This is a genomic window from Paenibacillus lactis, assembly GCF_017873605.1.
Lineage (GTDB): Bacteria > Bacillota > Bacilli > Paenibacillales > Paenibacillaceae > Paenibacillus_AQ > Paenibacillus_AQ lactis.
The window spans coordinates 223,206-249,206 of sequence record NZ_JAGGKI010000006.1 but is presented as its reverse complement, the minus strand read 5'-3'; the positions used below and the strand labels follow the sequence as shown (position 1 = coordinate 249,206).

The window sequence follows — 26,001 nt, the reverse complement described above, 5'->3', positions numbered from 1 at the left end:
CCAATCATGAAGCCTACTGTCTCATTTTTCTGAGCACTTCCATATCACCGCTTACAATCGCGCCTATATATTCATTGATGACTTCGATGTCGCAATCCCACCATTTGATTTCCAATAATTCTTGAATGACTTCGTTGGAATAGCGCTTGCGGATTTCCCGTGCAGGATTTCCTCCAACAATCGTATAGGGCTCCACATCCTTTACAACGACAGCTTCTGCAGCAATGATTGCCCCGTCGCCGATCCGTACACCCGGCATGATTGTTGCCCGCCTTCCGATCCATACGTCATTTCCAATGACCGTATCTCCCTTGATCGGCAATTGATCTAAGGATGGAGTGAATATCTCCCAACCGTTTCCAAAGATATTAAATGGAAAGGTCGAACCGTCCATCCGATGGTTCCCACCATCCATCATAAAACGAGCTTCAGAAGCGATTGAGCAAAACTTGCCGATCAATAATTTCGTTCCAATGAACTCATAATGGTACAAAACTTGATCCTCGAAGGATTCTCCGTTTAACGCATAGTAATAGGAATAATCCCCTGCGATAATATTAGGTTTGGTAATCGTGTTCTTAATAAACTGGAGATTCTTATCCCCGGGTATTGGATATCTCTCATTTGGATTCGGTCCTGTCATGGTTACATCATCCTTTCTCTTCGCAAATTGATCCGGCTGGAACGCTAATATCTTTCACACCATAATCGGCCGCACAACAAAAAGCCCCCTTTCCGGTCATCGGATAGGAGGCACATATACAAACAAAAGACGTACTGCAAGCCAAAACAAGCAGTCGCTCTTTATGATTATATAAAAAAAGCCCGCACGAATCCTATCCCGAAAACCTGAAAACATAGATTTCCTTTGGTGGATAGGATTAGTAAATCATCGGCTTGTGGTCACCCTTTCTTTACTGAATAAGATAAATTTACCATACCCCTAAAGGTGGAATCAACTCCTTTTTACCAATTGCGTTCCCCAGTCGTTAAACAATCGAGAAACTCTGGTACCTTCGACTTACCTTACACAAGTTCGCTGTACCGTTTATCGGGCAAACACGTTCAGCACATTGCCGCTCTCATCTTCGATCATACGGATATTGTGATCATCAATGAGTTGAATGGTACCGTCCGGCTTTAAGGTTTCATGCCTCTCCATTAATCCATGGGCAATGGATTTACGAATCAATCCTTGATTTTTAAATATTAGCGTATACAGATCATATTCTTTGGTCTCTCGATTCGTGTATTCAATCGTTACAATAAGCAGACCCTTAGGAGTCCAATTGAAGTTTTGGGTAAGATTATGCGTATTCGCATTAATGTCTTTCATGCCTAGCGGAATTGTAGTTTTTTGATTCGTGTACGCATTCGTAATTTCCAGATCTCCTTTTGCTGCCCGAATCGTATAGCTGTATCCCATCTTGCCGCCGCCATAGAAGATATCCGTGTAATTATTGAGGCCCGTCACGGTTACTTTTCCCGTCTTGGCGTCCCGATTGGTCACTTCCCCATCCAAAGCTGCCGCGAGGAACCGAATCGGTACATAAAGGTGACTCATATACCGTACAGGTTCTCTGCCCATATCCACTTTACGACCATCGACTTCAGCAATGCTGCTTCCCATACGTATAGCAATGCGTTTCTGATCCGACTTGAGCACCACCGTATTGTCTTGTTCCATCCCCGAATGCAGACGTGCCATGTTACCCAACGAGTAAAAGCTTCCGTAAGTCACTCCGTCCTTCTTAAGCGTCTTTATACGCGAGGTACGACCATCTTCCCATTGCAGCTCCAGCACAACGTACTTGGAGGCTGCATGAGATTCTTGAGCTCCCATAGGCAAAAGCACGGAGATAAGAAATATAGCGGCAGCTGCAAGTTTCCAGTGCTTCATCTTCACAGTGATCTCTCCCACTAATTGTATTTTTTATGGCTATAATAGAAACGCTTTTAGGTTCATAAAAGTTACTTGCATATCAAAAGCCATCATACAGAAGAATGACTTTTGGACGAAAATATAACGGGACAAAAAACACCATCGAAGCCATTGGGTTGTTGTTCGGGTTATGCGCTTGCGTTTTCGCTTATGTAAGTCCGGGAACCTCAGATGCCTATTTGGCCTTTCGATCCTCAGGTCTGAAATACCAGGAGACACCGGTTAGGATGAAAAGCAATAACGACTGATAGATCTCGCCAAATGAATCGCCTAATCCAATATGTGAAATGATGGCTCCTGACATTGTAAAGAAAAAACCGGCGTAAGCCCATTCTTTAAGCAGAGGAAATTTAGGGATTAAAATTGCAATCACGCCCAAAATTTTAGAAACGCCAAGGATAATGAGAAAATAGGAAGGGTAGCCTAAATGCTTCATCATCTCCACTTCGGCATCCATTTTCATGAGTTGAACAATCCCCGCTGAAAGCATTCCTAGTGCAAGCCAAGCGGTAGCAATCCAATAGATCATTTTATTTCTTTTGGTCATGCTCCTTGCGTTTGTTTTCTTACCAATCACCGTGTTCATCTGTTTCCTCCTCCATATCATGTGGTTCAACTTAACATACTCAAGAATCCAGTCAGCTCAAATGGATTGCTCTTATTAAGACACCATTTGGTGTCTGTTTGATTATAGGTCACCTTTTGGTGTCGTGTCAACGCCCTTTTTAAGCACCGAATGGGACGGGAAGGTCGGTCCGGGAGATAAGGCTAGTCAAGTCCTTGTAGGTAACCCAAAAAAGAATGAGCGCAGGATTTTATCCTGCGCTCAACGTGGTACTAGGGCTATATGTACTAGTCAAATGAAGCTACGGTTGCAGTTGCTAAACTGGCCATCGGCTCCTCAATGCATTGCCATCCTAATGCTCATTCTAATGCGCTTAAAACTTCAATTAAAATGTATCATCGATAACTTTACCTCTAGGAATAGGAAAGCTGCGAGACATATCTTATATCAGGCATATTCAGCCCTCTGCAGCTGCTCCTACGGCAATCTCATTCTCCTCATAACTAATCCAGTCGCTCCAACTGCCTGCATACAATTTTACCTTACGGTATCCGGCTTCCTGCAAAGCCAGGACATTGGGACAAGCCGAAAGTCCCGAGCCGCAATACACGATCACTTCATGCTCGGGAGGTATCGCGGCAAAACGCTCCTTTTGCAGCTCAGCCCCCTTCATGGTCCCATCCTCGTCGACCCCGTCCTTCCAGAAAGCGTGCACCGCCCCCGGGATATGGCCGGCCACCGGGTCCAGCGGCGCCGTTTCTCCCGTGTACTGTTTCCAGTCCCTTGAATCGAGCAGGGTTATACCGCCTGCACCAATCTTTGCTCTCACCTCGTCCACGTCAGCCAGCCAATCCTTCCGTACATTTGCGCGGAAAACACGCGGGGCTGAATGGCTAATCGCCGGTGTAAGCGGATATCCGGCCGACTTCCAGCCTGCGAACCCTCCATCCAAAATATATGCCGATTCGTGGCCCAGGTATTTCAAAACCCACCATAGCCTCGCAGCTTCAGGTCGAAGGTCATCGTCATAGACAACGACAGGCGTATCCGCATCGATCCCAAGCTTCCCGAGTCGCCGGGCCAGCTCCTCCGGTGGCGGAAGCGGACTCCGGCCGCCGTGCTCCCTTGGAGGATCCATTAAATCCTTTTTCAAATCAACGAATACGGCACCGGGCAGATGCTCGCGCTGATAGGCTTCGAAACCGTAACCCGTATCATCCGGACGAAAGCGTACATCCGCAACGATCACTCCACGCGGATCGGATCGCAGCTGCTCGAGCACCCATTCTTTACTCACGACATTTGACACAAGCTCCTCATCCCTTCTAAATTCAAGCTAATGTTGCCGTTTAAATCGTAAATTCCAAATCTGCTTCCGTCTTCACGTCATAAATCGCGGAATAGATGTCGTTCTGAATCTTTAGAAGGCGGGCATCCTCCCGCTTCCGCGGACGCTCTTGGGAAACGTCAAAAATATGATGAATGCGACCTGGACGCGGGGACAACAAGACAACCCTGTCCGCAAGAAAGACGGCTTCGGATACGTCATGCGTAACAAATACAACCGTCTTCCTCTCCTCTTGCCATATGCGGAGCAGGTCATTCTGAAGCTGTAGGCGGGTAAGATGATCCACTGCCCCGAAAGGCTCGTCCATCAAGAGGATGTTCGGACTGCTCACGAGCGCCCTTGCGATCCCTGCACGCTGCCGCATGCCTCCGGATAGATGATGAGGGTATTTCGAACCGAATCCCTGCAGGCCGACCATGCTCAGGTATTTGTCTACAAGCGCCTGCCGCTCCGCCTTTCTCATGCCGCCCAGCTCCAGGCCGAGACCCACGTTCTGCGATATCGTCCGCCATGGGTACAGGGATGCATCCTGGAATACAACGCCTGAGCTCCGCGAGGGGCCCTGTACCTTCGCGCCATCCAGTCGAATTTCGCCTTCCGTCGGAAGCTGCAAACCCGCCAGCAGCTCCAGCAGCGTGCTCTTCCCGCAGCCGCTCGGACCAAGGATGCACAGGAATTCGCCGTCCCTAACCTCCAGGTTGATATGTTGTAGCGATACCGTAGGAAGATCGCCGTCATACACCTTCGAGACATTCTCCACCGTAAAGCCGGCCATATGCAAGCCTCCTGCCATAACTTTATTTTTTCGGAATAAACCTCAAATCTAGAATGTCCTCCAGCTCGTAAATCTCGTCCTGGAAGCCCAAATCCTTCTGAATTTGCTGGGTGTCGTTCAGCGCGTTGATGTCAACGTCCGGATTGTTCTCCCACAGCACCTCTTCACGCTTTAGCGCCAGATCCAGCACCTCGGGATCGATCTCGATATTTTTCAGATAGTAAGCCTTATACTCGTCCGGATGGCTTTTAGCATATTCCTGCGATTTGAAGTAGGCCCGCAGCAGTTTCTCAACCAACTCCGGCTTTTCTTCCAAAATGCCGTCGCGTGCTGCCAGCACCCCGGTGTGGAAGGTCGGCAGATAGTCCCAGCCTGTTGCGATGATATGACCTTTTCCCTGCTTCTCCGCCAGGGACGCGAACGGCTCATGGATGATGGTTGCGTCGACCTGTCCGGTCTCCAAACTCGCGTAAGCGGCCTGATGCGTGCTGTTGGCAATGAAGGTCACATCGTTTGGCGTCAATCCGTGTTCCTTCAGGATAAACTGCGTATACACCTCCAGCCCGCTGCCAAACACGGCAATCCCCACCTTCTTGCCCTTCAGGTCTTCCACGTTCTGGTTCTCCGGCGAGGCGATCAGGTAGAACGGTCCTTTGGTCCGAAACATGGAGGAGACGATTTTGACAGGTGCGCCTTTGCCTGCAGCTACAATCGCCGTCGTTGTAGCAACGTCCACCACGTCAATGTCCTTGCTGGTCAAGCCTGCAATCGGATCCTTGGTAGAGATAAACTCGACATCGAGTCCTTCCTCTTCAAAGAAACCCTTTTCGGCCCCGAAGGACACCGCTAATCCGCTGACGCCGCTAAGCGGTGCGTAGCGGATCTTCTCGAGCTTGCTGCCTGCCGCGCTTTCTCCATCCCCACCGGACGCAGCCGCTCCATTTCCGCTGTTTGGACCGCTTGCGCAGCCTGCCGTCATGGCGATCAGCCATATCACTGCAAACGCAATTATGTATGAACGTAATCCTCTTCTGAACATGTGGACCTCTCCCCCTGTAAGTAAGCACATTTTTGATGATCTATGACGATTTCCATTTCAAAAACACGCTGCGTTCCAACCAATCGATCAATGCAATGATGAGTACGGACACGACGGTAACGAGCGCTACGATAGCAAAAGCCTGGGCCGTATTGTACAGCGACGTGGCCTTCACAAGTATGTTGCCAAGGCCATCCTTCGAGGCGAGCATCTCCCCAAACAGGGCTCCGACTAATCCGGTTGCCGCCGATAATCGAAGACCGGCAAAAATCGTGGGTGCGGCAGATGGCAAAATCACCTTCATGATCGTTTGGTAACGCGTAGCCTCAAATACTTTGGCGACCTTCAGATGATTATCCGCCGTCTGCTTGATCCCGGTCATCGTATTGACCGTAATCGTAAAGAAACAGAACAGGAACACAATGGAAATTTTATGCGTGATCCCGATCCCGAGCCAAAGCGCAAGCAAAGGCACGATCGTGACCTTCGGAATTGCCATCAATGCCGAGAGATACGGTCGGAAGAATTGCTCTGCCCAAGGGATCAGCACCAGAGCCATGCCGACGGCCAAACCGCCAAAGGCGGCTAAGCCGTAGCCTACAGCGAACTCGGCCAATGTAACGTACAGATGCCTCCAGATTTCCCCGTCGCCGAACAGCTTGAACAGCTCTCGAAATACCTGGGAAGGTGCAGGCAAATACAAGCTGCTGATGGTCTCCGTACGAACCAGAAGCTCGCAGATCCCCAATATGACCAGCAGCAAGCCGGTTTGTCCCGCCCAGATCATCTTCTTATTCTTGGCTTTCCTTGCTTTCATCAGGCTCACCCCTTGACAATCCGTTCAAAACGGTTCCGCGGGCGGCTTAATCCCAGATGCTCTCGGAAGGTGCTGCCTTCATACTCGGTACGGAACAAGCCCCGGCGCTGAAGCTCGGGTACAACCAGTTCCAGGAACAGGTCCAGACCGCCCGGCATATAAGGAGGACATACATTGAACCCGTCGGCGGCTTCATCCCTGAACCATTCCTCGATAATATCCGCAACCTGCTGCGCGCTTCCGACCACGAGCAGATGCCCGCGTACCGTTACGGTGAAGAAATAGAACAGATCCCGGACCGTAATATCCTCTCGCCCGTTAGCCGCTCTGGCCAAGTCAGCCCACTGCAGCGCGGTTTCCGAAGCGGATACATCCGGCAGCGGATCGTCCAGCGAGTATCCCCTGAGGTCGATTCCGATCTTATCGGACAACGGCCCCAAATCGTAATCCGTAACGACCAGTTCATTCAATTCCGCATATTTAGCACGGGCCTCTTCTTCCGTTCGGCCGACGATCGGAACTAAGCCGGGAAGGACCTTCAAATCCGAATCCTTCCTCCCATACTCCCGCAAACGCCCCTTCACTTCCTTGTAAAATGTTACGGCGACTTCCTTCACATTCGTTCCTGTAAAGACCATGTCGGAATATTTGGCGGCCAGCATTTGACTGCGTAATGAGGTTCCAGCCGTGATCAGCGGCAGCTGTCCCTGTATCGGACGCTGAATGTTCAGCGGCCCCGCAACGGAAAAGTGTTCTCCGACATGGTTCAGCTCGTGCACCTTGCTGCCGTCGGCGAATACGCCGCTAGCCTTGTCCCGCGGGAGTGCATCGTCCTCCCAGGTGTCCCATAGCCCGCTGACGGTTTCGATAAACTCCTCCGCATAATCGTAGCGCTTGGCGTTATCCCAATGCTTCTCCCGGCTGAAATTCAGCGCAGCCCGGGTATCGGAGCCTGTCACGACATTCCATGAAGCTCTGCCCCGGCTTAAATGATCCAGCGAGGCGGTAAACCGCGCGATGTTATAAGGCTCGGCATAGGTGGTGTTCACGGTGCCGATCAAACCGATTTTATCCGTTGCCGCCGCCAGATAGGACAGCATGGTGAATGGCTCGAGCCGGGTCATTTGCGAAGGAAACAAGTACTGCATATCAGCGCTCGTGGCCAGTCTGTCCCCCAGGAAAAAGAAATCGAACTTGGCCTTCTCGAGCTTTTGGGCAACCTCCTTCAGGAATTGGGGATCGTAAGCGCCGTCGGTTTTCCCTTCGGGCAGCCTCCAGCCCGCGGGATGATAGCCTGTCCCGAATAGAAACAATCCAAGATGCAATTGACGTTGATTAGAACTCATAATGATGTCACCTTCCTGATCTGTAATGGTTGATATCCTTTTGGACGTATTCCTTTTTAGCCCCGAAGCTCCTCTGTCAACCGGTCGACCTCCTTTAACTCTTCCTCTGTCAGCCGTTCATCGGAATGCTTCAACGCCTCTGAAATATGCTCGGGTTTCGATGCACCGACAATGGCCGACGTGATGCCCGGGCGGCTGAGCACCCAGTTCAGAGCGAACTGGGGAAGCGACCATCCCCGCTGTTCGGCTAACGGCCGGATCCCTTCCACGATGGCGAGCGAGTGCCGCTGGTTCAGCAGCAATTTCAATCTCTGCTCACCCGCCGCAAGGCGCGAGTCCGTCGGAGGAGCTTGGCCCGTCCGATACTTCCCGGACAATATGCCGCGTCCGAGCGGGCTGTATACGATAACCCCGACTTGCTCGGATTGGGCGTAAGGAATCAGCTCGCGTTCAATCTCCCTCGTAATAAGGCTGTATTCCGGCTGCACGCTCTCGAATCTGCGAAGTCCATGGAGCGCACTGATGCCATGGGCCTTGGCAAGCTGCCAAGCCGCATAATTCGAGCAGCCGATGTAGCGGATTTTGCCTTCTCGAACAAGATCCGTAAGCGCCTCAAGCGTCTCGTCCAGCGGGGTGATCTCATCAAATCGATGGACCTGATACAAGTCGATATAATCTGTTTGAAGCCGGGTAAGGCTGTTCTCCAAGGCGCGAAAAATATGGTAGCGGCTTTGGCCTTGGTCATTGATGCCGGGTCCGACCGGGTTATGCAGCTTGGTAGCAAGGAGAATATCCCGTCTTCGCTCCTTCAGCAGCCTGCCCAAAATTTCTTCCGATTCTCCAAGCTGGTTGACATTCCCGGTATCCATCCCCGTGCCGTACACATCAGCCGTATCAATCAGATTGATGCCAGACTCAAGCGCCTGGTCCAAGACGGCGGCTGAAGCCCGCTCATCGATCCAGCGGCCGAACGCCATGGTCCCGAGGCTCACCTCGGAGACCCGAATCCCCGTTCTGCCGAGTGTTCTGTACTGCATACTTGCTGCCCCCTCATATTGAATCGAATAAAAAAACAACCGGAAGACACACCTCAGATCACACGCATGATCCAAGGATGCATCTCCGGTTGTCCGGTAGAATACGCATCCATCCTATTGATATAAAAATCATCCACCCTTACAGGCTAACCTTTCACTTCCAATGGTTTGGTAGGTGAAACAAGTCTATAATTATAGATATATCCGATAAGTTAAGTAGGATTATAGCACCGTCTAATTTCTTCGTCAATTGATTTCTTATTGGAGCACTTTCTTGAAAACCTAGTCCAACGGAAGTCCGATTTATGCAGGGACCATTTGCCGTGTAACTGGCATACCAAAACTCGCCTACCTCGCTTATCGGTTAGCTTGCCACCGGTTGCACGTTGTCTTGACTAACCAACTCGAGAATCTAATAAAAGCAGTTATGAAACCGGCCTTCCAAAACCGTTCTCCCATAAGAGCAGTCCTCATGGCTGATTATCATGCACCCTCATTATCGGAACAGCAGATACAAACGAACTCTCTAACCTCCACAAAACCATTGCAAACTGCCCCGACTGGTGGTGGTTGGACCGACGATTCACATCTAATCGATACACTAGCGTAATTATCTAACTCCAAGAAGATCACTTCTTGAAAAAAACTAGGAGGGCGCCTTGGAGGCAATTCCCTTTCGATAATCGTCCCATCCTGCAAAGTTACAGCCAGTATAGCTTGACAAGGAGCGGTAACCAATTGGCTCGAACTTGCAATGATGAATACTCTCTCTGGTGGAGTAGAAGCACGCTGCTGAATGATCGTACTGCTTGTTCCGCAAGGTATTGAGAAGCCTTGAGATTGATTAAATTGTTGAACTGTGCAATTCGATTGGCTTCGATTGTTCATATTACTAATCACAGTGTTCGTCGAAGTTGTAACTCGATTGCTTAGGCTCGCGTTTAATGAGCTGATTGCATTCACCACATTAGCGTTCAAGTTGCTGTTGTCGTTGCTGATTACACTGCTGAGGTTATTCAGATCATTGTTCATCGTCGTATTAATGCCGATCAGTTGACCATTAATCGTGTTGAGCAAACGAACAACTTGATTGATGTCGTTCTTTCGACGTGCTTTCAAGTTAACCTTCCTGCATTTAGTTAGTGTTCTCACCGCGAATCATCGCTCCCTTCGCTGGTGACTCAGTGCTTCCGCAACCGCAATCCCAGTCTTCTCCTACCACTTTTAACATGAAATAAACCATTCGAAACTGGTGATCTTTGTGGATCCCCTCTTGAATAAATCTGTCCTTCATGATGCTTAATATTTGCTGTGAAAGGAACTGTGTCGTATTTTGCTGCAAGAACCGTTGGTACTCCTCGCTTCTCTCGAGAATGAATGATTCGAATGCATCCAGAATCACGATTGGTTCCGCACCGTTTCTCAGCAGCTCCTCGACATACGGCATCTTCAGTCTCGATAGACGGTCCAACAGAAATTCTCGTTGTATATCGTTCAACGAATATCCTCCTCTCAATTATCGATACTGAATACCACTTTCTTGATCCTTAGCAACAGACACAGAAAAACTCATTTATACCAACAAAACCGTTACAAGCTGCACCGGCGGGAGGAGGTACGCTGGATTCGCAGCGAACCGATATGCTAGAGAAGTTATCAACTCGTATGCTACTAAACGTTTGCGATATGGGTTCTTCAAGCACGCTGCCCTCACTTGTTACGACTACTAACACAGGCTGGCAGGGATTGGTGTTTGGCTGGAAGCTTTGGAAAAAGATAATGACGGTTTCCGGTGCGGACGCCGATAGATTTTCAAAATAGGTTGTACTTGTGCCGCAAGGAACGTCAAAGTTTGTTGAGTTGTTGAATTGTTGAACCGTACATGTAACGTTATCCCCGTTATTCATATTGCTAATTATAGTGTTTGTGTTCGTCTCGATGGTATTGTTCAAACTGGCGTTTAATGTGTTCAAAGAATTAATCAGGCTAGCATTCAAGTTGTTGTCCGTGTTGCTGATTACCGATGTTAGGCTGTTAATATTATTGTTCAAGTTCGAGTTGATGCCGGTGAGCTGCGTATTAATGGTGTTAAGGACGTCGACGACCCTGGTAAGCTGCGCTTTACTTCGTTTCCTTTTTATGCGAATACCTGATCGTTCGCAGCTCTTACTGTCCTCCTTCTTTGTTGTACCCAACCCTGATCACACCTTTCGTTCACTTTTAAGCATGTGGACGTTTGAGATGACCCTCCATCTGTCTAGAACCAGCATACACAGGTGCCACTGCCCTGGTCTGTGCGAATGCAGGATGGCAGTCCGCGGATATTTCGGTACAAGCGCCGCAGAAGTGAGAATCCCTCTTAATTGAAGAATAATGCTGCTTAAACTGTCTAAGGCGCAGGGAAGTAACCCTGCGCCCAAATAATACATGGATGTATTCATTGTATCTTGCATGGCTCCGGGCTGAATCTCCCGGAAACAGTAGATTCAATTAACCTCGCCTGCATCAGCCTACAGATTTTTCGCAGCCTCCATCAACTGCTCTTTCGTCATAGCAGGCGAGTCGCTGCCTAAGCGATAGATGATCGACTCGCCGTCTTGTTCAATCATCCAGCTGATTTCTTGGTAGAAATGACTATCGGTATATACATAGGCATCGTTTTTAAAATAATGAGCCCCGTGTCCATTTAGGTCCAGCTCTTCATATTCAGCTGAAGGCGGGGCTAACGACTGTATTTTCACTTTGGAATCGGGTGCATTTTCCATGATCAAATATAGCGTCTCTTGATCTGCATTGCGATACACGGTGGTGTACGTTAACAACGGAAATGAGGCTGGTACGGAAGTTTTTCTCCATATAAGGTCCTTTCCTGTCTCCTCACTTTCGGCCTTTAACTCTTCCAGTAAAGCTGCACTATCCGTTTCGGAGCCCACATAAGCGCCGAAGGGAGAAAGCTCCATTCCTCCCGCGAACCTGTACGTTCCAAGCAAGGATTCCGGAGGCATCCTATCAAAATGACGGTCCATTAATGCCTTCCGCCAGACATCCAGGTCCTCGTTCACATCCGGTTGCGAGACCGGAATGAACGGCAAGCTCCTGACGTTGCCCAAATCGGTTAAATAGATAACGGCCGATTCTCCCGGGTTCAACTGGGTCTTCACCTCATTTCGGGCCTTGCTGATCCGCTCGAGTTGAGCCTTGCTTAACTTTAACTCCTCCAGCGTTTCGGCAGACATCGTCATATTGCCTTTCGTCTCCTCAAAGAGCAGCGTTCGACCCGCATAAGCAAAGCCGCTGACGACCGCAATCAGTAACATGACCATTACTGCCTTTGGCCATCTCCGTCTTCTTCCCATCGATTGCACTCCAATCTCCTCCCGCATTCGCTCCCCGTATGCGTTCATTACTCGGATATCTATGGAAGGAGGACACACGACGTTTTTATCATTTTGTTGAAAATCATCTTTCAATTGCTGCTCAATAGACATAGCCGTCCCGCTCCTTTCTGTGGTCGCGCTGACCATACATATGGCGCAGGCGCTTCAGGGCATGATGGTGCCTTGATTTTACCGTCCCTATCGGAACCTTCACCAAGTCGGCGATTTCTTCAAGCGTCAAATCCTGATAATACCTGAGGACGACAACCTCTTTAAGCTTCAAAGGCAGCGCTTCGAGCATTGGAATCAGCTCCAACCGATCACTCAGGTGGGATACTCGATCTTCCAACGCCAAAGGAGGCGGTTCGGAAAATACTCCCTTCACCCTTTCCAGCATACGACTCCTTCGCCAACTTTTTCGCTTCCAGTTACGAACTTGCCTGATAATCAAGCCGTTGAACCAAGAACTGAATTTCTGCCCCTGCTCATAATTGTCCAGACTCTTGATCAGCTCGATATATACCTCGCTCATAATGTCCGGAACCTCTTGTTTGTTGGGAGCCAAGTAGTAGATTAATCCGTATGCCTGATCGCGCGTTAAATCATAAACTGCCCGGAACGCTTCTTCATCTCCCTGGCTCATCCGGATGAGCCAAGGTTTAATATCCATTTCATTCATAGGGCCGGCCTCCATTGTAAGACTTACACTTGATATTGGCTCCATCGCCCAATAAGGTTCAAATTTGATGTTACAAAAATTTTTGATAGAGGGCATGCCACCCCTTTTGTTCGAAATTGCAGCATCGGGTAAGCCTGCTCTTACCCTACGAAAAAACGCAGCACTCCTGCTGCGTTTCATCGAAAATATGAAGTTAGGGTCATCATTGGTTTATCGCTATATATCTGACTAGCGTCAAAGCCCCAGTTCCGCTTCGCCCGCAAGAAGTGCCGCCTGCAAGCGATCAATGGGCACATCCGCAGTGCGGCAATCGATACGAGCCGCCAGAGCCGCCGCCGCGCCCGCCGCTTCGCCTATGGCCATGCAGCTAGGGGTCAGACGCGTCGTTGCTTGCGCTTCATGCGTAGTCGAAATACAACGCCCGGCAAGCAGCAGATTATCCACATCTCGTGGAACGATGCTGCGGTAAGGAATGTCATACGCACCGCCTTCACGGATGAAGTTAGCCGTAACGCCCGTCCCTTCCGGGTTGTGGATATCGATCGGATATCCGCTTCTCGCAATGACATCAGGGAACCGCCGCCCATCCAACACATCCATGCCGTTCAGCACATATTCGCCAAGGATTCGTCTTGTCTCCCTGATGCCGATCTGAGTGCCGACTGCGCTGATAACGGCGTTCTCAAACCCCGCGATATGTTCCCGGAAAAACCGTTCGAGCAGGAGCACCTGTTTCCTGCCTTCAATCTCTGCAGAAGTAAGATGTTCCGCATCCGTCGGATCCAATCCCGAGACGCGCGATACGTTAATCAACACTTCATCCGGACCCGGTCCGGTAAAGAATAGCACGCCATCCCTAGGAATCGGCAATCCCGCCTCTTCCCATTCTTTGTAGAATCCCATCACACCTGTCAGCGGGAGCTGATCAAGTTCGGCGATTAATGACTTTTCATAAAATTGTTCCGGATTGCGCTGCATGTATGCCTTCACGGCATCGAGATTAACGCCGCGCATGCGAAATTTCATTGTCATCGGCTGCACTTTCCGGTTCTGATTCCCCTGCTCCCAAGCCGCACCGGCGGCAAAGGCAACATCTCCATCGCCCGTCGCGTCAACGAATACTTTGGCTGCGATTCGCCTGCGACCGCTTTTATTCTGAACGGTTACCTCCGTAATGCGCTGGTCTTGTACTTCAACATCCGTAACAAATGAATGCAGCAGCAAGTGCGCTCCGGCTTCTTGCAGCATGTCAAAGGCCAGTACTTTATACACTTCCGGATGATATGGGGTTAACGAATATACAAAACCGACCGTATCCCGCAAATGTCCCGGAGATGCGCCGAGCAGCATCAATCGGTCCACTATTTCTTGTGCGACGCCCTTAATGACCTGTTCTCCGACAGCCGTGTGAAACGTCATCCAAGGGTAAACCAATGCCACGGTAGACATTCCCCCAAGAAAGCCGTAACGTTCGATAAGAATCGTTCGCGCTCCGTTCCGGGCCGCGCTGATTGCTGCAGCGATGCCGGCCGGTCCTCCTCCGAGAACTGCGACGTCAAAGCGTTCACTCTGTTGCAACCTGATCCCAACCTCTCTTGTACAACTTGTGACGAGCCTGATGGGCTAACGATTCTTTTCTCTTCCTACTGTTAGTCCATCGATGAATTGATCCCTTGATGTTGCTTATTCTTCTTATTCGATACATTGGTCTTCAATCCTATCTGTAACCGGATATTTTAAATAAAAAAAGAAAGAGCGGAACAATCCCGCTCAAAGTATGATGATAAAATAGAAGAGCGCTGCCAAGACGAAACGGTATAGAGCAAACCATTCCAAACGAAGCCGTTTAATCAATTTGATAAATGTCACGACTGCAATCATTGCCACAAGAAAGGATGTCACAAAGCCAATCAACATCAGGACCAAATCGTCTGAGCTTAGCAAATCCCGACTATCGTATAAATCCAGTAAGGTTGCGCCAAACATAACCGGCACGGAAATGAGGAACGTAAAATCTGCGGCGGCTTTCTGGCTGGTGCCAAGCAAAAGACCGCCTGAAATCGTCGAGCCCGATCTCGAGAATCCCGGCCACAATGCCAAACACTGAAACAGGCCGATCCCGAAGGCTTGTTTATAATTTATCCGATCCATCGTATCGGCGGTTTCGGTTCTCCTGCTCCGTGCAGCAATGATCATCAACACGGCTCCGGCCACTAAACCGATCAAGACAGGGGTTGGGCCGAACAAATGGCTTTTTATCGTGTCCTTGAGCAGGAGATATACGATTAGTGCAGGTAACATTGCCAAAATCATATGTATGACATTTAGTCCTCGACTACGAGAAAAATCCATTCGAATCAGATTAGTCCCAATCGCCAAATATCTCTTCCAATATAGGATGAGAACGGCCATGACCGCACCCAGCTGTATAACGATTTTAAAAGTTGTGGCAGCGTCTCCCTCAAAGTTTAGCAAGCTGCCAGCTAAAATCAGATGTCCAGTAGACGATACCGGTAAAAATTCGGTTAAGCCCTCTATAATGCCGAGTATGATTGCTTTAACTACATCACTCATTAATGGATATCCCCCTTCGGAAATCTAACATTTCCAGTATAAGGGGGACATCCAACGTTTCCCATCGATTCATATAACAAAATTCCATTTCGAGTGACAACATTGTCACATAGCTCATTTACGCTTGCTGTCCACCCTGATAGATCGTTTCATCCTGACGCACGTTCCGTCCTGTTGCCTTGGCCAGCTCAAGCAGCTTTGTCGCATCATCCTCAGGTTTGTATCCGATCAGTTCCTCCAGATAATCGATGTTGTAGTAGTTATCACTGTTGGCTGAGGTACCGTACAGATTCAAATATTTCAGCCCGTCATCTGCTTCAATACAACAAACGATCAATTGAAGCATATCACGCTCGGATATCCAGATATGACCCGCACGCTCAGAATGAGGACGATCATCCCCAGGAAAGTTGCCAATACGAATATTGAACGAGGAGATCTTGCCTTGATCCGAGTAAAGCCTGCCCAGCAATTCAATATAACATTTGCTGAGACCATAAAAGCTATCCGGACGGTATGGATCATGGGGACCAACCTTCTCGTCAGTCCTGTAATATCCGGTTGCGTGATTGGAGCTGGCAAATATCATACGACGCACGCCGTTTTGTACCGCCGCCTCGAATAATTTGTAGGCACCGCTCACATTCCCCGCCAGGACCTTGCCGAGAAAATCCCCGTCGTCCTTGATCCAGGCAAAATGAATCACCGTGTCAATCCCCTGCGTTAGCTCTGCCAGCCGGGCTTCGTCACCGATGTCCATTTGTACAATGCCCAGCTTCTCGTCCGCATGTATATCAGCTCCGACAACGTCATACCGATTGTCTTGCTGCAGTCCCTTGAATACGACGCTTCCGATAGTACCTGCCGCACCCGTGATTAACAGTTTGCGTTTCATCTCCTCTAACCCCTCTCTCGCTTCATCCTCACCTGATTGCTGTCCTGTTAGTTATTACCCGCTTGGAAAAGGATGTATACGGAAATTTCGGGAGCTGTTGATTCCGTACCATTTCGCTAGACGAAAAGCCGTCCGGGATGATGAGAGTGGACTAAGCAGAACCATTACCGAACCATCGCTATCACTTTTTCTCGCGGATCTCGTTCAAAATTTGATCCATGAAATCCTCCACTTGCTTAACGCCAAGGTCTCCTTCGCCGCGTTTCCTCACAGCGACGGCTCCGGAGGCAACTTCGTTTTCTCCAAGTACGAGCGTGAAAGGAACCTTCTGCAGCTGTGCTTCCCTGATTTTATAGCCTAATTTTTCGTTGCGCCCATCCACTTCTGCCCGAATCCCCGCATCCCTCAGCGCTTCCTTTACTTGAAGGGCATAATTGAGTTGGTGATCCGATACCGGCAAGAGTTTGACCTGAACCGGGGCGAGCCAGAGCGGAAACGCGCCGCTATAATGCTCTGTCAAAATGCCGACAAACCGGTCGACCGAGCCGTAGATCGCGCGATGAATCACTACCGGCCGATATTTCCGGTTATCTTCCCCGATGTACGAAAGATCAAATTTCTCCGGCATTTGAAAATCAAGCTGGATCGTTCCGCACTGCCAGCTTCGTTTTAAGGCATCAAGAATGTGAAAATCAATTTTGGGCCCGTAAAATGCGCCATCCCCTTCATTCAATCGGTAAACGATCCCCATGCGATCCAAGACGTTTCGAAGCGCCGATTCTGCCTGGTTCCACAATTCCTCGGAGCCCATTGATTGTTCAGGCCGGGTCGACAGCTCGATTGTGTATTCAAAACCAAACACCTGATAAATCCGGTCGATCAACCCGATAACTCGGCCGATTTCATCCTCGATCTGATCGGGTCTGACGAAGATGTGCGCATCATCCTGACAGAATGTGCGAACTCGCATCATCCCGTTCAAGGCACCCGAAAACTCGTGACGGTGTACTTGGCCGAATTCGGATATTCGAATCGGAAGCTCTCGATAGGAATGCAGGCTGTTTTTAAAAATCAGCATATGTCCAGGACAATTCATGGGCTTCAGCGCAAATTTTGTTTCGTCGACCTCGGTAAAGTACATGTTTTCATGGTAATGATCCCAGTGGCCGGATTGCTCCCACAGCTTCTGGTTCATCATGAACGGAGTGCGGACTTCTTCGTAATCCTGCTTCCTCTGTTCTTCACGCGAGAAATGTTCAAGTTCATTACGGATAATCATTCCCTTAGGCAAATAAAAAGGCATGCCGGGCGCTTCTTCGGAAAACATAAACAATCCGAGCTCTTTGCCCAGCTTCCGGTGATCGCGCTTCCTGGCTTCTTCGAGCATTTGCAAATGTTCATCCAGCTGAGCCTTTTTGGGAAACGCCGTTCCGTAAATCCGCTGAAGCATTGGATTGTTTGAATCCCCACGCCAATATGCTCCGGCAACGCTCATTAATTTAAATGCTTTGATTCGTCCTGTAGACGGCAAATGCGGTCCGCGGCAAAGGTCGAAAAACTCGCCCTGATCATAAATCGAAATAACCGCATCCTTGGGCAGACCATGAATCAGCTCCAGCTTTAACGGATCCTCGCTGAAAATCTGTACCGCTTCTTCACGACTGACAACTCGACGAACAATGGGAAGATTCTCTTGCACGATCCGCTCCATTTCCTTCTCGATGGAAGAAAGGTCGTCGGTTGTTAATGCTTTTCCGAGGTCGATGTCGTAGTAAAAGCCATCGTCGATGACAGGTCCTATTCCCAGGTTGACTGCTTGATTTCCGTATATGCGTTTGATGGCCTGCGCCATTACGTGTGCCGTGCTGTGTCTGAGGATTTCGAGTCCATCCTTACTGTCAAGCGTAATGATTTCGACCTGACAGTCCTCCTCCAACGTCCGGTTTAAATCGACCGGTGCGCCATTGATTTTTCCCGCTACCGCATGTTTCATCAAGCTTGCACCAATGGACTTTGCGACTTGTTCAATTGTCGTGCCCCGATCATATTCCCGTATATCCCCATCGGGCAGCATTACTTTCAATTTCATGAGAAATCCTCCACTCCATATCGATATTTTTGAACGCAAAAAGGCGCACTTGTCCGCAAGGGACGAGCGCGCTCGTGGTTCCACCCTAAATTTGACCCGCCGTAATCGCGAATCCTCATTGGATCCTGTAACGGGAATACCCGGCGAAGTATACTCTCAAGGATAAACCTTGATTTCCATATCGCAGCTGCAAGGTGGTAAATCCTTAGGGGTGCCGAAGAGGATTTCAGCCCATGTCCTCTTTCTCTGAACGGCCCTTGGTTAAGGATTCATGTCCTTGGTCATCGCTATTCTTTCTTTCGTTTTCAATCTCACGCAAAAAAGCGCACTGATCCCGCAAAGGGACGAGTGCGCTCGTGGTTCCACCCTAATTCGACCCGCTTATAAAGCGAATCCTCATTGGATTCTGTAACGGGAACACCCGGCGAAGTTTACACTCAAGGATCATCCTTGATTTCAACATCGCAGCTACAAGGTGGTAAATCCTTAGGGGTGCCGAAGAGGATTTCAGCCCATGTCCTCTTTCTCTGAACGGCCCTTGGTTAAGGATTCATGTCCTTGATTACAGCTTTTATGTTTTTACATGGTACTTGAAATATTTGCCGGCGTCAAGCTGGAAGTTACTCCAATCGAACAAGCCCGCCATCCTTCACTTCATACACCTGATCGGCGACGCCTTCGAGCAGGCGAACATCGTGGGATATAAATAGGATGGTGCCTGTGTAATTTCGCATCATCGTCTCAAGCGCTTCCACGGCTGGAACGTCCAGAAAATTGCTTGGTTCATCCATAAGCAGGATGTTATAGCGCCCAAGCAGCAATTTGGCCAGCTGGAGCTTGATGATTTCGCCCCCGCTTAATACTGACAGCTCTTTGCGAACATCCTGCTGCGTGAACCCCATGGACGCGAGTACCGCTCGAATGTCCGAAACCGGGTATTCACAGTTTTCCTGCATGAATGCCATGACGTTCTGATTCCGATCGAACTTGTAACCGGTTTGGACAAAGCAGCCGATTTCCGCCTTGGGCGATAATGCAATACCGCTCTCCCGATTGCGGATCATGTTGAACAACGTCGTTTTTCCTGCTCCATTTGCGCCCGTGATTGCAATTTTTCCTCCAAGCGGGAATTGGAAGGACATATTGTCGAAGATCACCTTATCTCCGAATCGTTTGCAGATATCCTGCCCTGCAATCGGAAATGGATTGTGGAGCTCCAGCGCTTTGCTCTGTCGGAACTGGACATTTCGCATGGCCTCGGGGGCGGTAACTTCGCCAAGCGCTTTGATTCTCCGTTCCGTATTTTTGACTGCGTTATGGAGCTTTTTTTGTTTGCTCCCTTGGGACTTTTGATGGCCGAGGCGTCCGCCGCTTTCCGATCTGATTTTGCTGTTCGTTCCCTTTGAATCAAGCTTCCGAGCCTGATTTTTCTTCTCGATGATAACCTGCTCCAGTCGCTCCCGCTCTGCCACGTATTGTTTATATCGGGTTACTTGGCTTTGTCGTTCCTCTTCCTTCTGAACCAAGTAATCGGTATATCCTCCCCAATATTCGGTGATCTTTCCGTCTCTCAGCTCCCAGACCTTATCGACAACCTGGTCCAGGAAATAACGATCGTGACTGATGATGAGCAGAGCTCCGGAATAATGTTTAAGCTGGTTAACGAGGAAGTCGATGCCGCCGCGATCCAGATGAGATGTCGGCTCGTCGGCAAATATGCCGTGCGCTTCGCCCGACAGTGCCTGTGCAATTTTTAGTCGTGTTTCTTCCCCGCCGCTCATGGTCTCGGCTTGCACTTGGTTGATGCCTAATCTGCCAACGATGGCGTAATCCTGCACATCTTGGACGACTACCTCATCCAATTGGGGGAGATAGGTAAACGTTCCTTCCCTTGCAATCTTGCCGTGCTGTACAGGCATTTTGCCTAGCAACGCTTTGAGCAGTGTACTTTTTCCAGCTCCGTTGGCACCAACCAGACCGATTCGATCAAACTCATATAACTCCAAATGGTCGATATCGAGCACAGTGCGTCCCAGATATTCCACATAAAGATCCGTTGCTTTTATCAACAACATTTAAATACCTCCTTCGAAAATCGCAGTTTCCGTCGTTTCGTTCGCAGGTTGGACCTGCGATTTGCAAAGAGAGGATTATATAAAGAAGAACCAGTGTATCCTATGCATCCTCATGCCTCCTTTTCATATCAATGACTTTGACGTTACATTGCCAGCAGGAGAGCAATAAAAAATGCAGATTCAAGTCCACGTGTGGGCTTGAATCTGCATGGGTTACGTGCCAGAACAGAGCGAAATAAGGCACAGCAAATATGCCGTCCAGGTCGCAATCAATGTCCTCATACGTAAAAATAAGCAGCTCAAAAAAAGCCCACACGAGTGGAAATCCGCTTCTTTATCGCATACTTACCATAAACGCATGGAGTGAACCATTGATCGCAATCCTCCTCTTCTTTAATAGCCGTATCTTAACATCATCGGCTTCAACCGTCAATTGATACGCTTCCTGATATACAGTTAGTTTACATGTCCGCATGATCTAACCCTAACGGTTTAACTGCAAGAACGCATTCTCTTCCCCGCTGGAATCACCTTCAAATCGCCTCCGCCCTAATCAATTCCAGCCAATGTTCAAGCGTTTCTTTAATCTCAAAGCGATTTCTAGACCGCATTTCCTTTAATGTATCCCAGTTATCATTTACGACCACCAACAGATATTCTCCGCTGGCACTCGAATCCGGTGACCAACCTAAGTCGATAATCAATCTCTCCTGCCCGCTTTTGGGCACGATCCATTCACCTTTCTCCAGCCTCATCTGAATGATTTGCAGCAGATCCTCGGTGAAATAGTGCCAGTTCTTGATAAATCCATCTGCATCGGGCTCAGGTTCAACATCATAGAACTTATTGTAGCAAACGGCAAAACCTGCCGGAATTCGAAGCTCCATCATTTCCAATGTTCATGTACTCCTTATCAATGTCCGCCAAGCTTCTCAAACTCTTTTTTATACAATTCATATTTAACCGCCCACGCATCTTTGCGGGATTCCATCGTTCTTTCATCAAGCAGCGCCTCGATGACATCCAGGCATACATCCCATCCGGCAATGTCCTTAGGCGTATGGTCCGTGATGCTCGTGATTCGCTCTGTCAGCACCAACCGGCAGCCGCCTCTTTCCGGATGCAATTCGAAGCGGACCCGGTCCTCACCCCACGTATATTCCAGAACGGACAGCTCTTTGTAATCGGTAATCTCAAATACCTCGAATGTTCCGTCCTGCATATCAAAAGTAATGGTTCCGCCCAAACGCAAGTCTTCCACCTTGAGTTCAGAAAACCACCTTGTCAATTTTTCGTTATCCGTCAGGTAAGACCAAACGTTCTCCACGGAATGCTTCAATGTGCGTTCGAATCGGACCCTTGTTCCAAACTCGTCTTGCTCTACCACAGCCAACATTATATAACCTCCTTCCCGTTATCGACGATCTCAAACTTTTAGAATGACTCCATTGACATTAAGGATAAACTGCGCTTTCCTTAATTTAATAGAATTATAGCTCCATATGCAGCTATTTCATACCTGCCATGGTCCTTCATATAATTTTCGATTAGGAAAGGAGAACACTTCATTGTCCGGAATTACCTTTGTTCGTAACCCCGATTTGCCGTTCCTGGAGCTTAAGCACTGCGATTCCCTAGATCATTTGTCGTACAAAAAACATTTTCATGAGGAGCTCTCCATCGGTTTGGTTGAGGAGGGAACCACACGCGTCTGGTCAGAAGGACAGCAGTTCCAGGCTTCAGCGGGACAGGTCGTCTGTTTTCCCCCGCTGGTCCCTCATGCCTGTCATCCGGAGAATCCCTCCATTTGGAAATATACGATGATATTTATTCATCCCGAATGGTTTGCCGATGTTCCTTGCGATCTTCCGATCCGCCGTCCCCATTTCCCGGTTCTTCTCCAAGGGGCTCGGGGGAGCCAATGCCGCCAATTGATCCTTGCTTGCAGATCGCTGCTTCACGAGGATGCCTCGCCCTTAGAGATTGAGTCGATGCTTCTGGAATTAATGCATTTAACGAAGGTCATATTGCAGCCCTCAACCCCCGTCTCGGACATGGAACGTGCAGCCCCCGCCGTTCTGCAGGTCAAGTCATATCTCGATCTTCATTTCAAAGAGCGCATTACGCTGGATACACTCCAAGAGATCTCGGGTATCAGCAAATTTCATCTGATTCGTCTGTTTAATGCGACATTTCACCTTGCTCCCCATGCCTATCAAAATTTACTGCGCATCAATTATGCCAAGCGGGAGCTGTTAAGCGGCCGGCCGATTGCCGACGTCGCTTTTGATGCCGGATTCTACGATCAAAGCCATTTTACGAGAACTTTTTCAGGCTGTGTCGGCACGACTCCGCTTCAATATATAAGGGCAGCTACAACCTGACCGCAATTTTTTACAAGACCGCCTTGCGCACGAATTGTACAATCGAAAAAAATCGAGGGTGCCTTGACGAGAATGATCAAGGGCAATCAGGGAAGAAAACCCGTCAATACGGGTTTCTTCCCGAGAGTGTCCTCAGCTTTGCATCGGTGCCTGTTTCCATGTAATGCCGTCAATGAGGCCAAAGCCCTTTTCCTTGACGTAATCGGTCTTTACAGTAATTCAATATACCCTTCCGTTCCATGCACCCGGATTCGCTGCCCATCCTTTATCCGTTTGGTGGCATTCTCCACGCCGACAACGGCCGGCAATCCATACTCACGTGCAATTACGGCGCCATGGGTCATCAGTCCGCCAACTTCGGTGACCAGTCCTTTGATGGATACAAACAATGGCGTCCAGCTGGGGTCTGTAAAGGAGGTGACTAAAATATCTCCCTCATCCAGATCGGCGTCTTCCATGTTTAAGATGACGCGTGCGCGTCCCTCGATAACGCCGGAGGAGACGGCAAGACCTGCAATTGCTCCGTCAGGAAGATCTTCTCGTTTGTAGGCCCCTGTGATGATTTCACCCTCCGATGTGATGAGACGCGGCGGCGTTAATTTTTCATACAATTTATACTCGTCTTTTCGCTGGCTGATCATCTTTCTTGGCGCAAGCCTCGCTTGCTGCTCGACCATGCAACCCGGGTCATCCAATGTATTGGTGCGCACGACTTCGTGAAGTTCCTCAAAAGTAAGATAATAAATATCTTCCTTTTCATGAATAACGCCCGCTTGCACGAGCCGTTCGGCTTCTTTCAGCAAAGCCTGCTTATAAACGAAGTACCGACTCACCATGCCGTATTTGGGATATTCCCGGTAACCGATGAAATTCCGGATGAGGTCGATCTTTCGTTTGGTTTCTTTGGCTTTTTGTTCACCATCCGGCAATTGCATCAATCGCTCTAATAGTTCTTTTTCTTTTTTCAAAGCTTCCTGGCGCCCCTGCTCAAACTTCCGAACACTTTCATTTGGTTCAAAGTTTTTGATGTTGCCCAGGATCAAAGGGATAAGCGTGCTTGGTTTTTCACTCCACCGGGTTCTTGTGATATCGATTTCTCCGGCACATCGCATGCCATACTTGTCGAGAAAACTTTGAATTGCGTCAAGGGCTTCCTGCCCGCCATCCAGCTTAACCAGTTCATCCAAGAAGGCGTCGTCTTTGACATGCTGTAAATAATCGATGACTTCCGGATAAGGACGGATTGCATCAGCGACATCGAGCAGGGCCAAGCCCATTTCCGAAGTAATATTGTGGGGTACAGATTGTGAAAGCGTGTCTGCTGCGTTTTTTTCACCTAACCATTGGTTCATTCGCTCATTAACCCATGCTGAAGCATTCATGGCAGCCATAAACACAGCCGAACTTTGCGGGTCAAACAAGATCTTCTTTAATTGCTGAATATCTTCCAGGATAAAATCAAACAAATCCGATCCAGACTTCGTTTGGATGTGTTGTTTTAACTCTTCGATCGATGTCTGACTACGTTTAATCAAATCAGAAACGATCGTCGGATCGTTATCGAATTGCGGTTGGGCACCGGCAGGCGGCATACCTTTATTGCTTTTACCCGGGCTTGATTCGTTTTTATCGTTTGGTAATAGTTTTATGAAATCTCGATCGATTATGGTCATAAGCGCGTCTTTTAGAAGCGGATCGTGTTGTCCCATGCCATTCACTAAAAATTCTCTGCTGTCAGGTGATGCCAGATTCCGTGTGACATCAACAAACAATCTTCCGCCAGCTTTATGCATGGGGGCTGAAGTCGTCATCAGAAAAAATGACAATCCAAGCGGCTTTATGGGATCCGTCATCATTTGTTGATGACCCACAGAGATATAGACGTGATTTTCTTCATCATTCGCTTCAGGGATCGGAAATAAAGTCGTGATAGGCCGGCTTTGGACCATATAAAATATGTCATCGACTAGGCACCATTCGATATCTTGCGGCTGACCGAAATAAGCTTCAATCTGTCTCCCGATGCTTGCCAGCTGTAATATTTGCTCATCCGTCAGGGTTTGAGCCTTTTGCCGATCCGGATCCAGCTGCTTTGTTTCTGTTCCTCCTTCGTTCCGTGCATAGATTGCCAAAGTTTTAGTGGCGATCCGCTTCTCGGCGATTTTTCCTTCCCGTACTTTGTAACCATCGGCAGAAACCAAGCCAGAGACTAGCGCTTCTCCAAGTCCATAACTGGCATCAATGGAGAGGAGCTTTCGGTTTCCGGTCATCGGATCAGCGGTAAACATGATCCCAGAAGCAAGCGGGAAAACCATCCTTTGAACGATAACGGATAAATAAACTTGACGGTGGTCAAATCCATTTTGCATACGGTAGATGACCGCGCGGTCCGTAAATAGCGAAGCCCAGCATTTGCGGATATGCTGCAGGATGGCATCTTTGCCGATGATGTTTAAGTAGGTGTCTTGTTGCCCCGCGAAAGAGGCATGCGGCAAATCTTCGGCGGTCGCGCTGGAACGTACGGCATAAGCATGCTCTTCGCCAAACCGGGAGAGAGACTCGGTTACTGCAGTCACCACGTCGGAAGGGATCTCAACGTTCATAAGGGTTTCCCGAATCTTCCTGCTGATTTCACCAATTTGATCTCGATCCTCTACGGATAGCATGGTTAGTCGATGGAGCAAAGCATGATACGTTTCGTTGTGTTCGACGGCTCTTTGATATCCCTCGGTTGTCACGCAAAATCCTTCAGGAACTTGGATTCCTTCGATTTTTGATAATTCCCCTAAATTCAATCCTTTTCCGCCAACAAGCCAAAGCTGGGATGTTGCCATTTCCTTAAAATCGATAACCAACGAACTCATTCAACATCTCTCCTAACCATGGATTTGAAAAAAAACATTTGACAAGAGATTTTTCGGCATGCTACAATGAAAATGTAAGATAAGATATTTATGACCTTTTACACAATCTCAGTCGTGGTCTGATTATATCACCGCGTCTGTTTATATGCAATACAAAAGAACCTGGTCCATCGACTCAGGTTCTTTTTTTTATGA

22 protein-coding genes are annotated in these 26,001 nt (G+C 48.8%); 1 reads left to right on the top strand and 21 read right to left on the bottom strand.

Going from position 1 to position 26,001, the window contains the following annotated elements; genetic code table 11:
• Nucleotides 1-13: 13 nt before the first annotated feature.
• The 20 genes from vat(I) to J2Z18_RS13890 form a co-directional block, all read right to left on the bottom strand.
• Nucleotides 14-643, bottom strand: a complete 630-nt coding sequence (vat(I), locus tag J2Z18_RS13985) for a streptogramin A O-acetyltransferase Vat(I) (protein WP_007128133.1) — start codon at nucleotides 641-643, stop codon at nucleotides 14-16.
• Nucleotides 644-1,048: 405 nt separating this feature from the next.
• On the bottom strand, nucleotides 1,049-1,900 hold the full coding sequence (locus J2Z18_RS13980) for a stalk domain-containing protein (protein ID WP_245255991.1): 852 nt from the start codon (nucleotides 1,898-1,900) through the stop codon (nucleotides 1,049-1,051).
• Between the two features lie 217 nt (nucleotides 1,901-2,117).
• The gene (locus J2Z18_RS13975; RefSeq protein ID WP_007128135.1) at nucleotides 2,118-2,528 is read right to left on the bottom strand and encodes a DoxX family protein; all 411 of its coding nucleotides are present in this window, start codon (nucleotides 2,526-2,528) and stop codon (nucleotides 2,118-2,120) included.
• Between the two features lie 436 nt (nucleotides 2,529-2,964).
• Entirely contained in the window at nucleotides 2,965-3,816 is an 852-nt protein-coding gene (locus J2Z18_RS13970; RefSeq protein ID WP_007128136.1) for a sulfurtransferase, read from the bottom strand.
• Nucleotides 3,817-3,856: 40 nt separating this feature from the next.
• Nucleotides 3,857-4,630 carry an ABC transporter ATP-binding protein gene (locus J2Z18_RS13965; RefSeq protein ID WP_007128137.1) on the bottom strand — a complete coding sequence of 258 codons (774 nt, stop codon included), beginning with the start codon at nucleotides 4,628-4,630 and terminating at the stop codon, nucleotides 3,857-3,859.
• 22 nt (nucleotides 4,631-4,652) lie between these two features.
• Nucleotides 4,653-5,669, bottom strand: coding sequence for an ABC transporter substrate-binding protein (locus J2Z18_RS13960; protein ID WP_210094830.1), 1,017 nt, complete (start codon nucleotides 5,667-5,669; stop codon nucleotides 4,653-4,655).
• 40 nt (nucleotides 5,670-5,709) lie between these two features.
• Nucleotides 5,710-6,486 carry an ABC transporter permease gene (locus J2Z18_RS13955; protein ID WP_007128139.1) on the bottom strand — a complete coding sequence of 259 codons (777 nt, stop codon included), beginning with the start codon at nucleotides 6,484-6,486 and terminating at the stop codon, nucleotides 5,710-5,712.
• A 5-nt stretch (nucleotides 6,487-6,491) separates the two neighbouring features.
• Nucleotides 6,492-7,832, bottom strand: coding sequence for an LLM class flavin-dependent oxidoreductase (locus J2Z18_RS13950; RefSeq protein WP_210094829.1), 1,341 nt, complete (start codon nucleotides 7,830-7,832; stop codon nucleotides 6,492-6,494).
• A gap of 56 nt (nucleotides 7,833-7,888) precedes the next feature.
• Nucleotides 7,889-8,869, bottom strand: coding sequence for an aldo/keto reductase (locus J2Z18_RS13945; RefSeq protein ID WP_007128141.1), 981 nt, complete (start codon nucleotides 8,867-8,869; stop codon nucleotides 7,889-7,891).
• 483 nt (nucleotides 8,870-9,352) lie between these two features.
• Nucleotides 9,353-9,988 carry a hypothetical protein gene (locus J2Z18_RS13940; RefSeq protein WP_007128142.1) on the bottom strand — a complete coding sequence of 212 codons (636 nt, stop codon included), beginning with the start codon at nucleotides 9,986-9,988 and terminating at the stop codon, nucleotides 9,353-9,355.
• A 16-nt stretch (nucleotides 9,989-10,004) separates the two neighbouring features.
• Nucleotides 10,005-10,367 (bottom strand): hypothetical protein, encoded by a 363-nt coding sequence (locus J2Z18_RS13935; protein WP_007128143.1) that lies wholly within the window; start codon nucleotides 10,365-10,367, stop codon nucleotides 10,005-10,007.
• Between the two features lie 1,012 nt (nucleotides 10,368-11,379).
• Nucleotides 11,380-12,357, bottom strand: a complete 978-nt coding sequence (locus tag J2Z18_RS13930; RefSeq protein ID WP_210094828.1) for a hypothetical protein — start codon at nucleotides 12,355-12,357, stop codon at nucleotides 11,380-11,382.
• Nucleotides 12,347-12,925, bottom strand: coding sequence for a sigma-70 family RNA polymerase sigma factor (locus J2Z18_RS13925; protein ID WP_007128146.1), 579 nt, complete (start codon nucleotides 12,923-12,925; stop codon nucleotides 12,347-12,349). Before J2Z18_RS13925 ends, J2Z18_RS13930 begins: the two co-directional genes overlap by 11 nt.
• A gap of 234 nt (nucleotides 12,926-13,159) precedes the next feature.
• Complete coding sequence (locus J2Z18_RS13920) at nucleotides 13,160-14,503, bottom strand: FAD-dependent oxidoreductase (RefSeq protein WP_007128147.1); 1,344 nt, start codon at nucleotides 14,501-14,503, stop codon at nucleotides 13,160-13,162.
• Between the two features lie 192 nt (nucleotides 14,504-14,695).
• Entirely contained in the window at nucleotides 14,696-15,499 is an 804-nt protein-coding gene (locus J2Z18_RS13915) for an undecaprenyl-diphosphate phosphatase (RefSeq protein ID WP_007128148.1), read from the bottom strand.
• Between the two features lie 118 nt (nucleotides 15,500-15,617).
• The gene (locus J2Z18_RS13910; RefSeq protein ID WP_007128149.1) at nucleotides 15,618-16,394 is read right to left on the bottom strand and encodes an NAD-dependent epimerase/dehydratase family protein; all 777 of its coding nucleotides are present in this window, start codon (nucleotides 16,392-16,394) and stop codon (nucleotides 15,618-15,620) included.
• A gap of 181 nt (nucleotides 16,395-16,575) precedes the next feature.
• Entirely contained in the window at nucleotides 16,576-18,483 is a 1,908-nt protein-coding gene (gene thrS, locus J2Z18_RS13905; protein WP_007128150.1) for a threonine--tRNA ligase, read from the bottom strand.
• Between the two features lie 620 nt (nucleotides 18,484-19,103).
• Nucleotides 19,104-20,558 carry an Msr family ABC-F type ribosomal protection protein gene (locus J2Z18_RS13900; RefSeq protein ID WP_007128151.1) on the bottom strand — a complete coding sequence of 485 codons (1,455 nt, stop codon included), beginning with the start codon at nucleotides 20,556-20,558 and terminating at the stop codon, nucleotides 19,104-19,106.
• Between the two features lie 533 nt (nucleotides 20,559-21,091).
• A complete protein-coding gene (locus J2Z18_RS13895; RefSeq protein ID WP_232239373.1) occupies nucleotides 21,092-21,448 on the bottom strand; it encodes a hypothetical protein in 357 nt (118 codons plus the stop codon).
• Between the two features lie 23 nt (nucleotides 21,449-21,471).
• Entirely contained in the window at nucleotides 21,472-21,954 is a 483-nt protein-coding gene (locus J2Z18_RS13890) for an SRPBCC family protein (protein WP_007128154.1), read from the bottom strand.
• A 172-nt stretch (nucleotides 21,955-22,126) separates the two neighbouring features.
• On the opposite strand from J2Z18_RS13890, the gene J2Z18_RS13885 reads away from it, so the two are divergent.
• Nucleotides 22,127-22,942 carry an AraC family transcriptional regulator gene (locus J2Z18_RS13885; RefSeq protein ID WP_007128155.1) on the top strand — a complete coding sequence of 272 codons (816 nt, stop codon included), beginning with the start codon at nucleotides 22,127-22,129 and terminating at the stop codon, nucleotides 22,940-22,942.
• Nucleotides 22,943-23,151: 209 nt separating this feature from the next.
• Here the strand turns inward: J2Z18_RS13885 and ppsA are convergent, their stop codons facing one another.
• On the bottom strand, nucleotides 23,152-25,806 hold the full coding sequence (gene ppsA, locus J2Z18_RS13880; protein ID WP_007128156.1) for a phosphoenolpyruvate synthase: 2,655 nt from the start codon (nucleotides 25,804-25,806) through the stop codon (nucleotides 23,152-23,154).
• Nucleotides 25,807-26,001: the final 195 nt, after the last annotated feature.

Bases quoted from the DNA above. Each gene is read 5' to 3' on its own strand.
- J2Z18_RS13955 (WP_007128139.1), bottom strand. From the start codon at position 6,486: ATGAAAGCAAGGAAAGCCAAGAATAAGAAGATGATCTGGGCGGGACAA.
- J2Z18_RS13915 (WP_007128148.1), bottom strand. From the start codon at position 15,499: ATGAGTGATGTAGTTAAAGCAATCATACTCGGCATTATAGAGGGCTTA.
- J2Z18_RS13900 (WP_007128151.1), bottom strand. From the start codon at position 20,558: ATGTTGTTGATAAAAGCAACGGATCTTTATGTGGAATATCTGGGACGC.
- J2Z18_RS13960 (WP_210094830.1), bottom strand. From the start codon at position 5,669: ATGTTCAGAAGAGGATTACGTTCATACATAATTGCGTTTGCAGTGATA.
- J2Z18_RS13930 (WP_210094828.1), bottom strand. From the start codon at position 12,357: ATGTCTATTGAGCAGCAATTGAAAGATGATTTTCAACAAAATGATAAA.
- J2Z18_RS13895 (WP_232239373.1), bottom strand. From the start codon at position 21,448: ATGATGGAGCTTCGAATTCCGGCAGGTTTTGCCGTTTGCTACAATAAG.
- J2Z18_RS13950 (WP_210094829.1), bottom strand. From the start codon at position 7,832: ATGAGTTCTAATCAACGTCAATTGCATCTTGGATTGTTTCTATTCGGG.
- J2Z18_RS13925 (WP_007128146.1), bottom strand. From the start codon at position 12,925: ATGAATGAAATGGATATTAAACCTTGGCTCATCCGGATGAGCCAGGGA.
- J2Z18_RS13890 (WP_007128154.1), bottom strand. From the start codon at position 21,954: ATGTTGGCTGTGGTAGAGCAAGACGAGTTTGGAACAAGGGTCCGATTC.
- ppsA (WP_007128156.1), bottom strand. From the start codon at position 25,806: ATGAGTTCGTTGGTTATCGATTTTAAGGAAATGGCAACATCCCAGCTT.
- J2Z18_RS13975 (WP_007128135.1), bottom strand. From the start codon at position 2,528: ATGAACACGGTGATTGGTAAGAAAACAAACGCAAGGAGCATGACCAAA.
- thrS (WP_007128150.1), bottom strand. From the start codon at position 18,483: ATGAAATTGAAAGTAATGCTGCCCGATGGGGATATACGGGAATATGAT.
- J2Z18_RS13945 (WP_007128141.1), bottom strand. From the start codon at position 8,869: ATGCAGTACAGAACACTCGGCAGAACGGGGATTCGGGTCTCCGAGGTG.
- J2Z18_RS13910 (WP_007128149.1), bottom strand. From the start codon at position 16,394: ATGAAACGCAAACTGTTAATCACGGGTGCGGCAGGTACTATCGGAAGC.
- J2Z18_RS13965 (WP_007128137.1), bottom strand. From the start codon at position 4,630: ATGGCCGGCTTTACGGTGGAGAATGTCTCGAAGGTGTATGACGGCGAT.
- J2Z18_RS13980 (WP_245255991.1), bottom strand. From the start codon at position 1,900: ATGAAGCACTGGAAACTTGCAGCTGCCGCTATATTTCTTATCTCCGTG.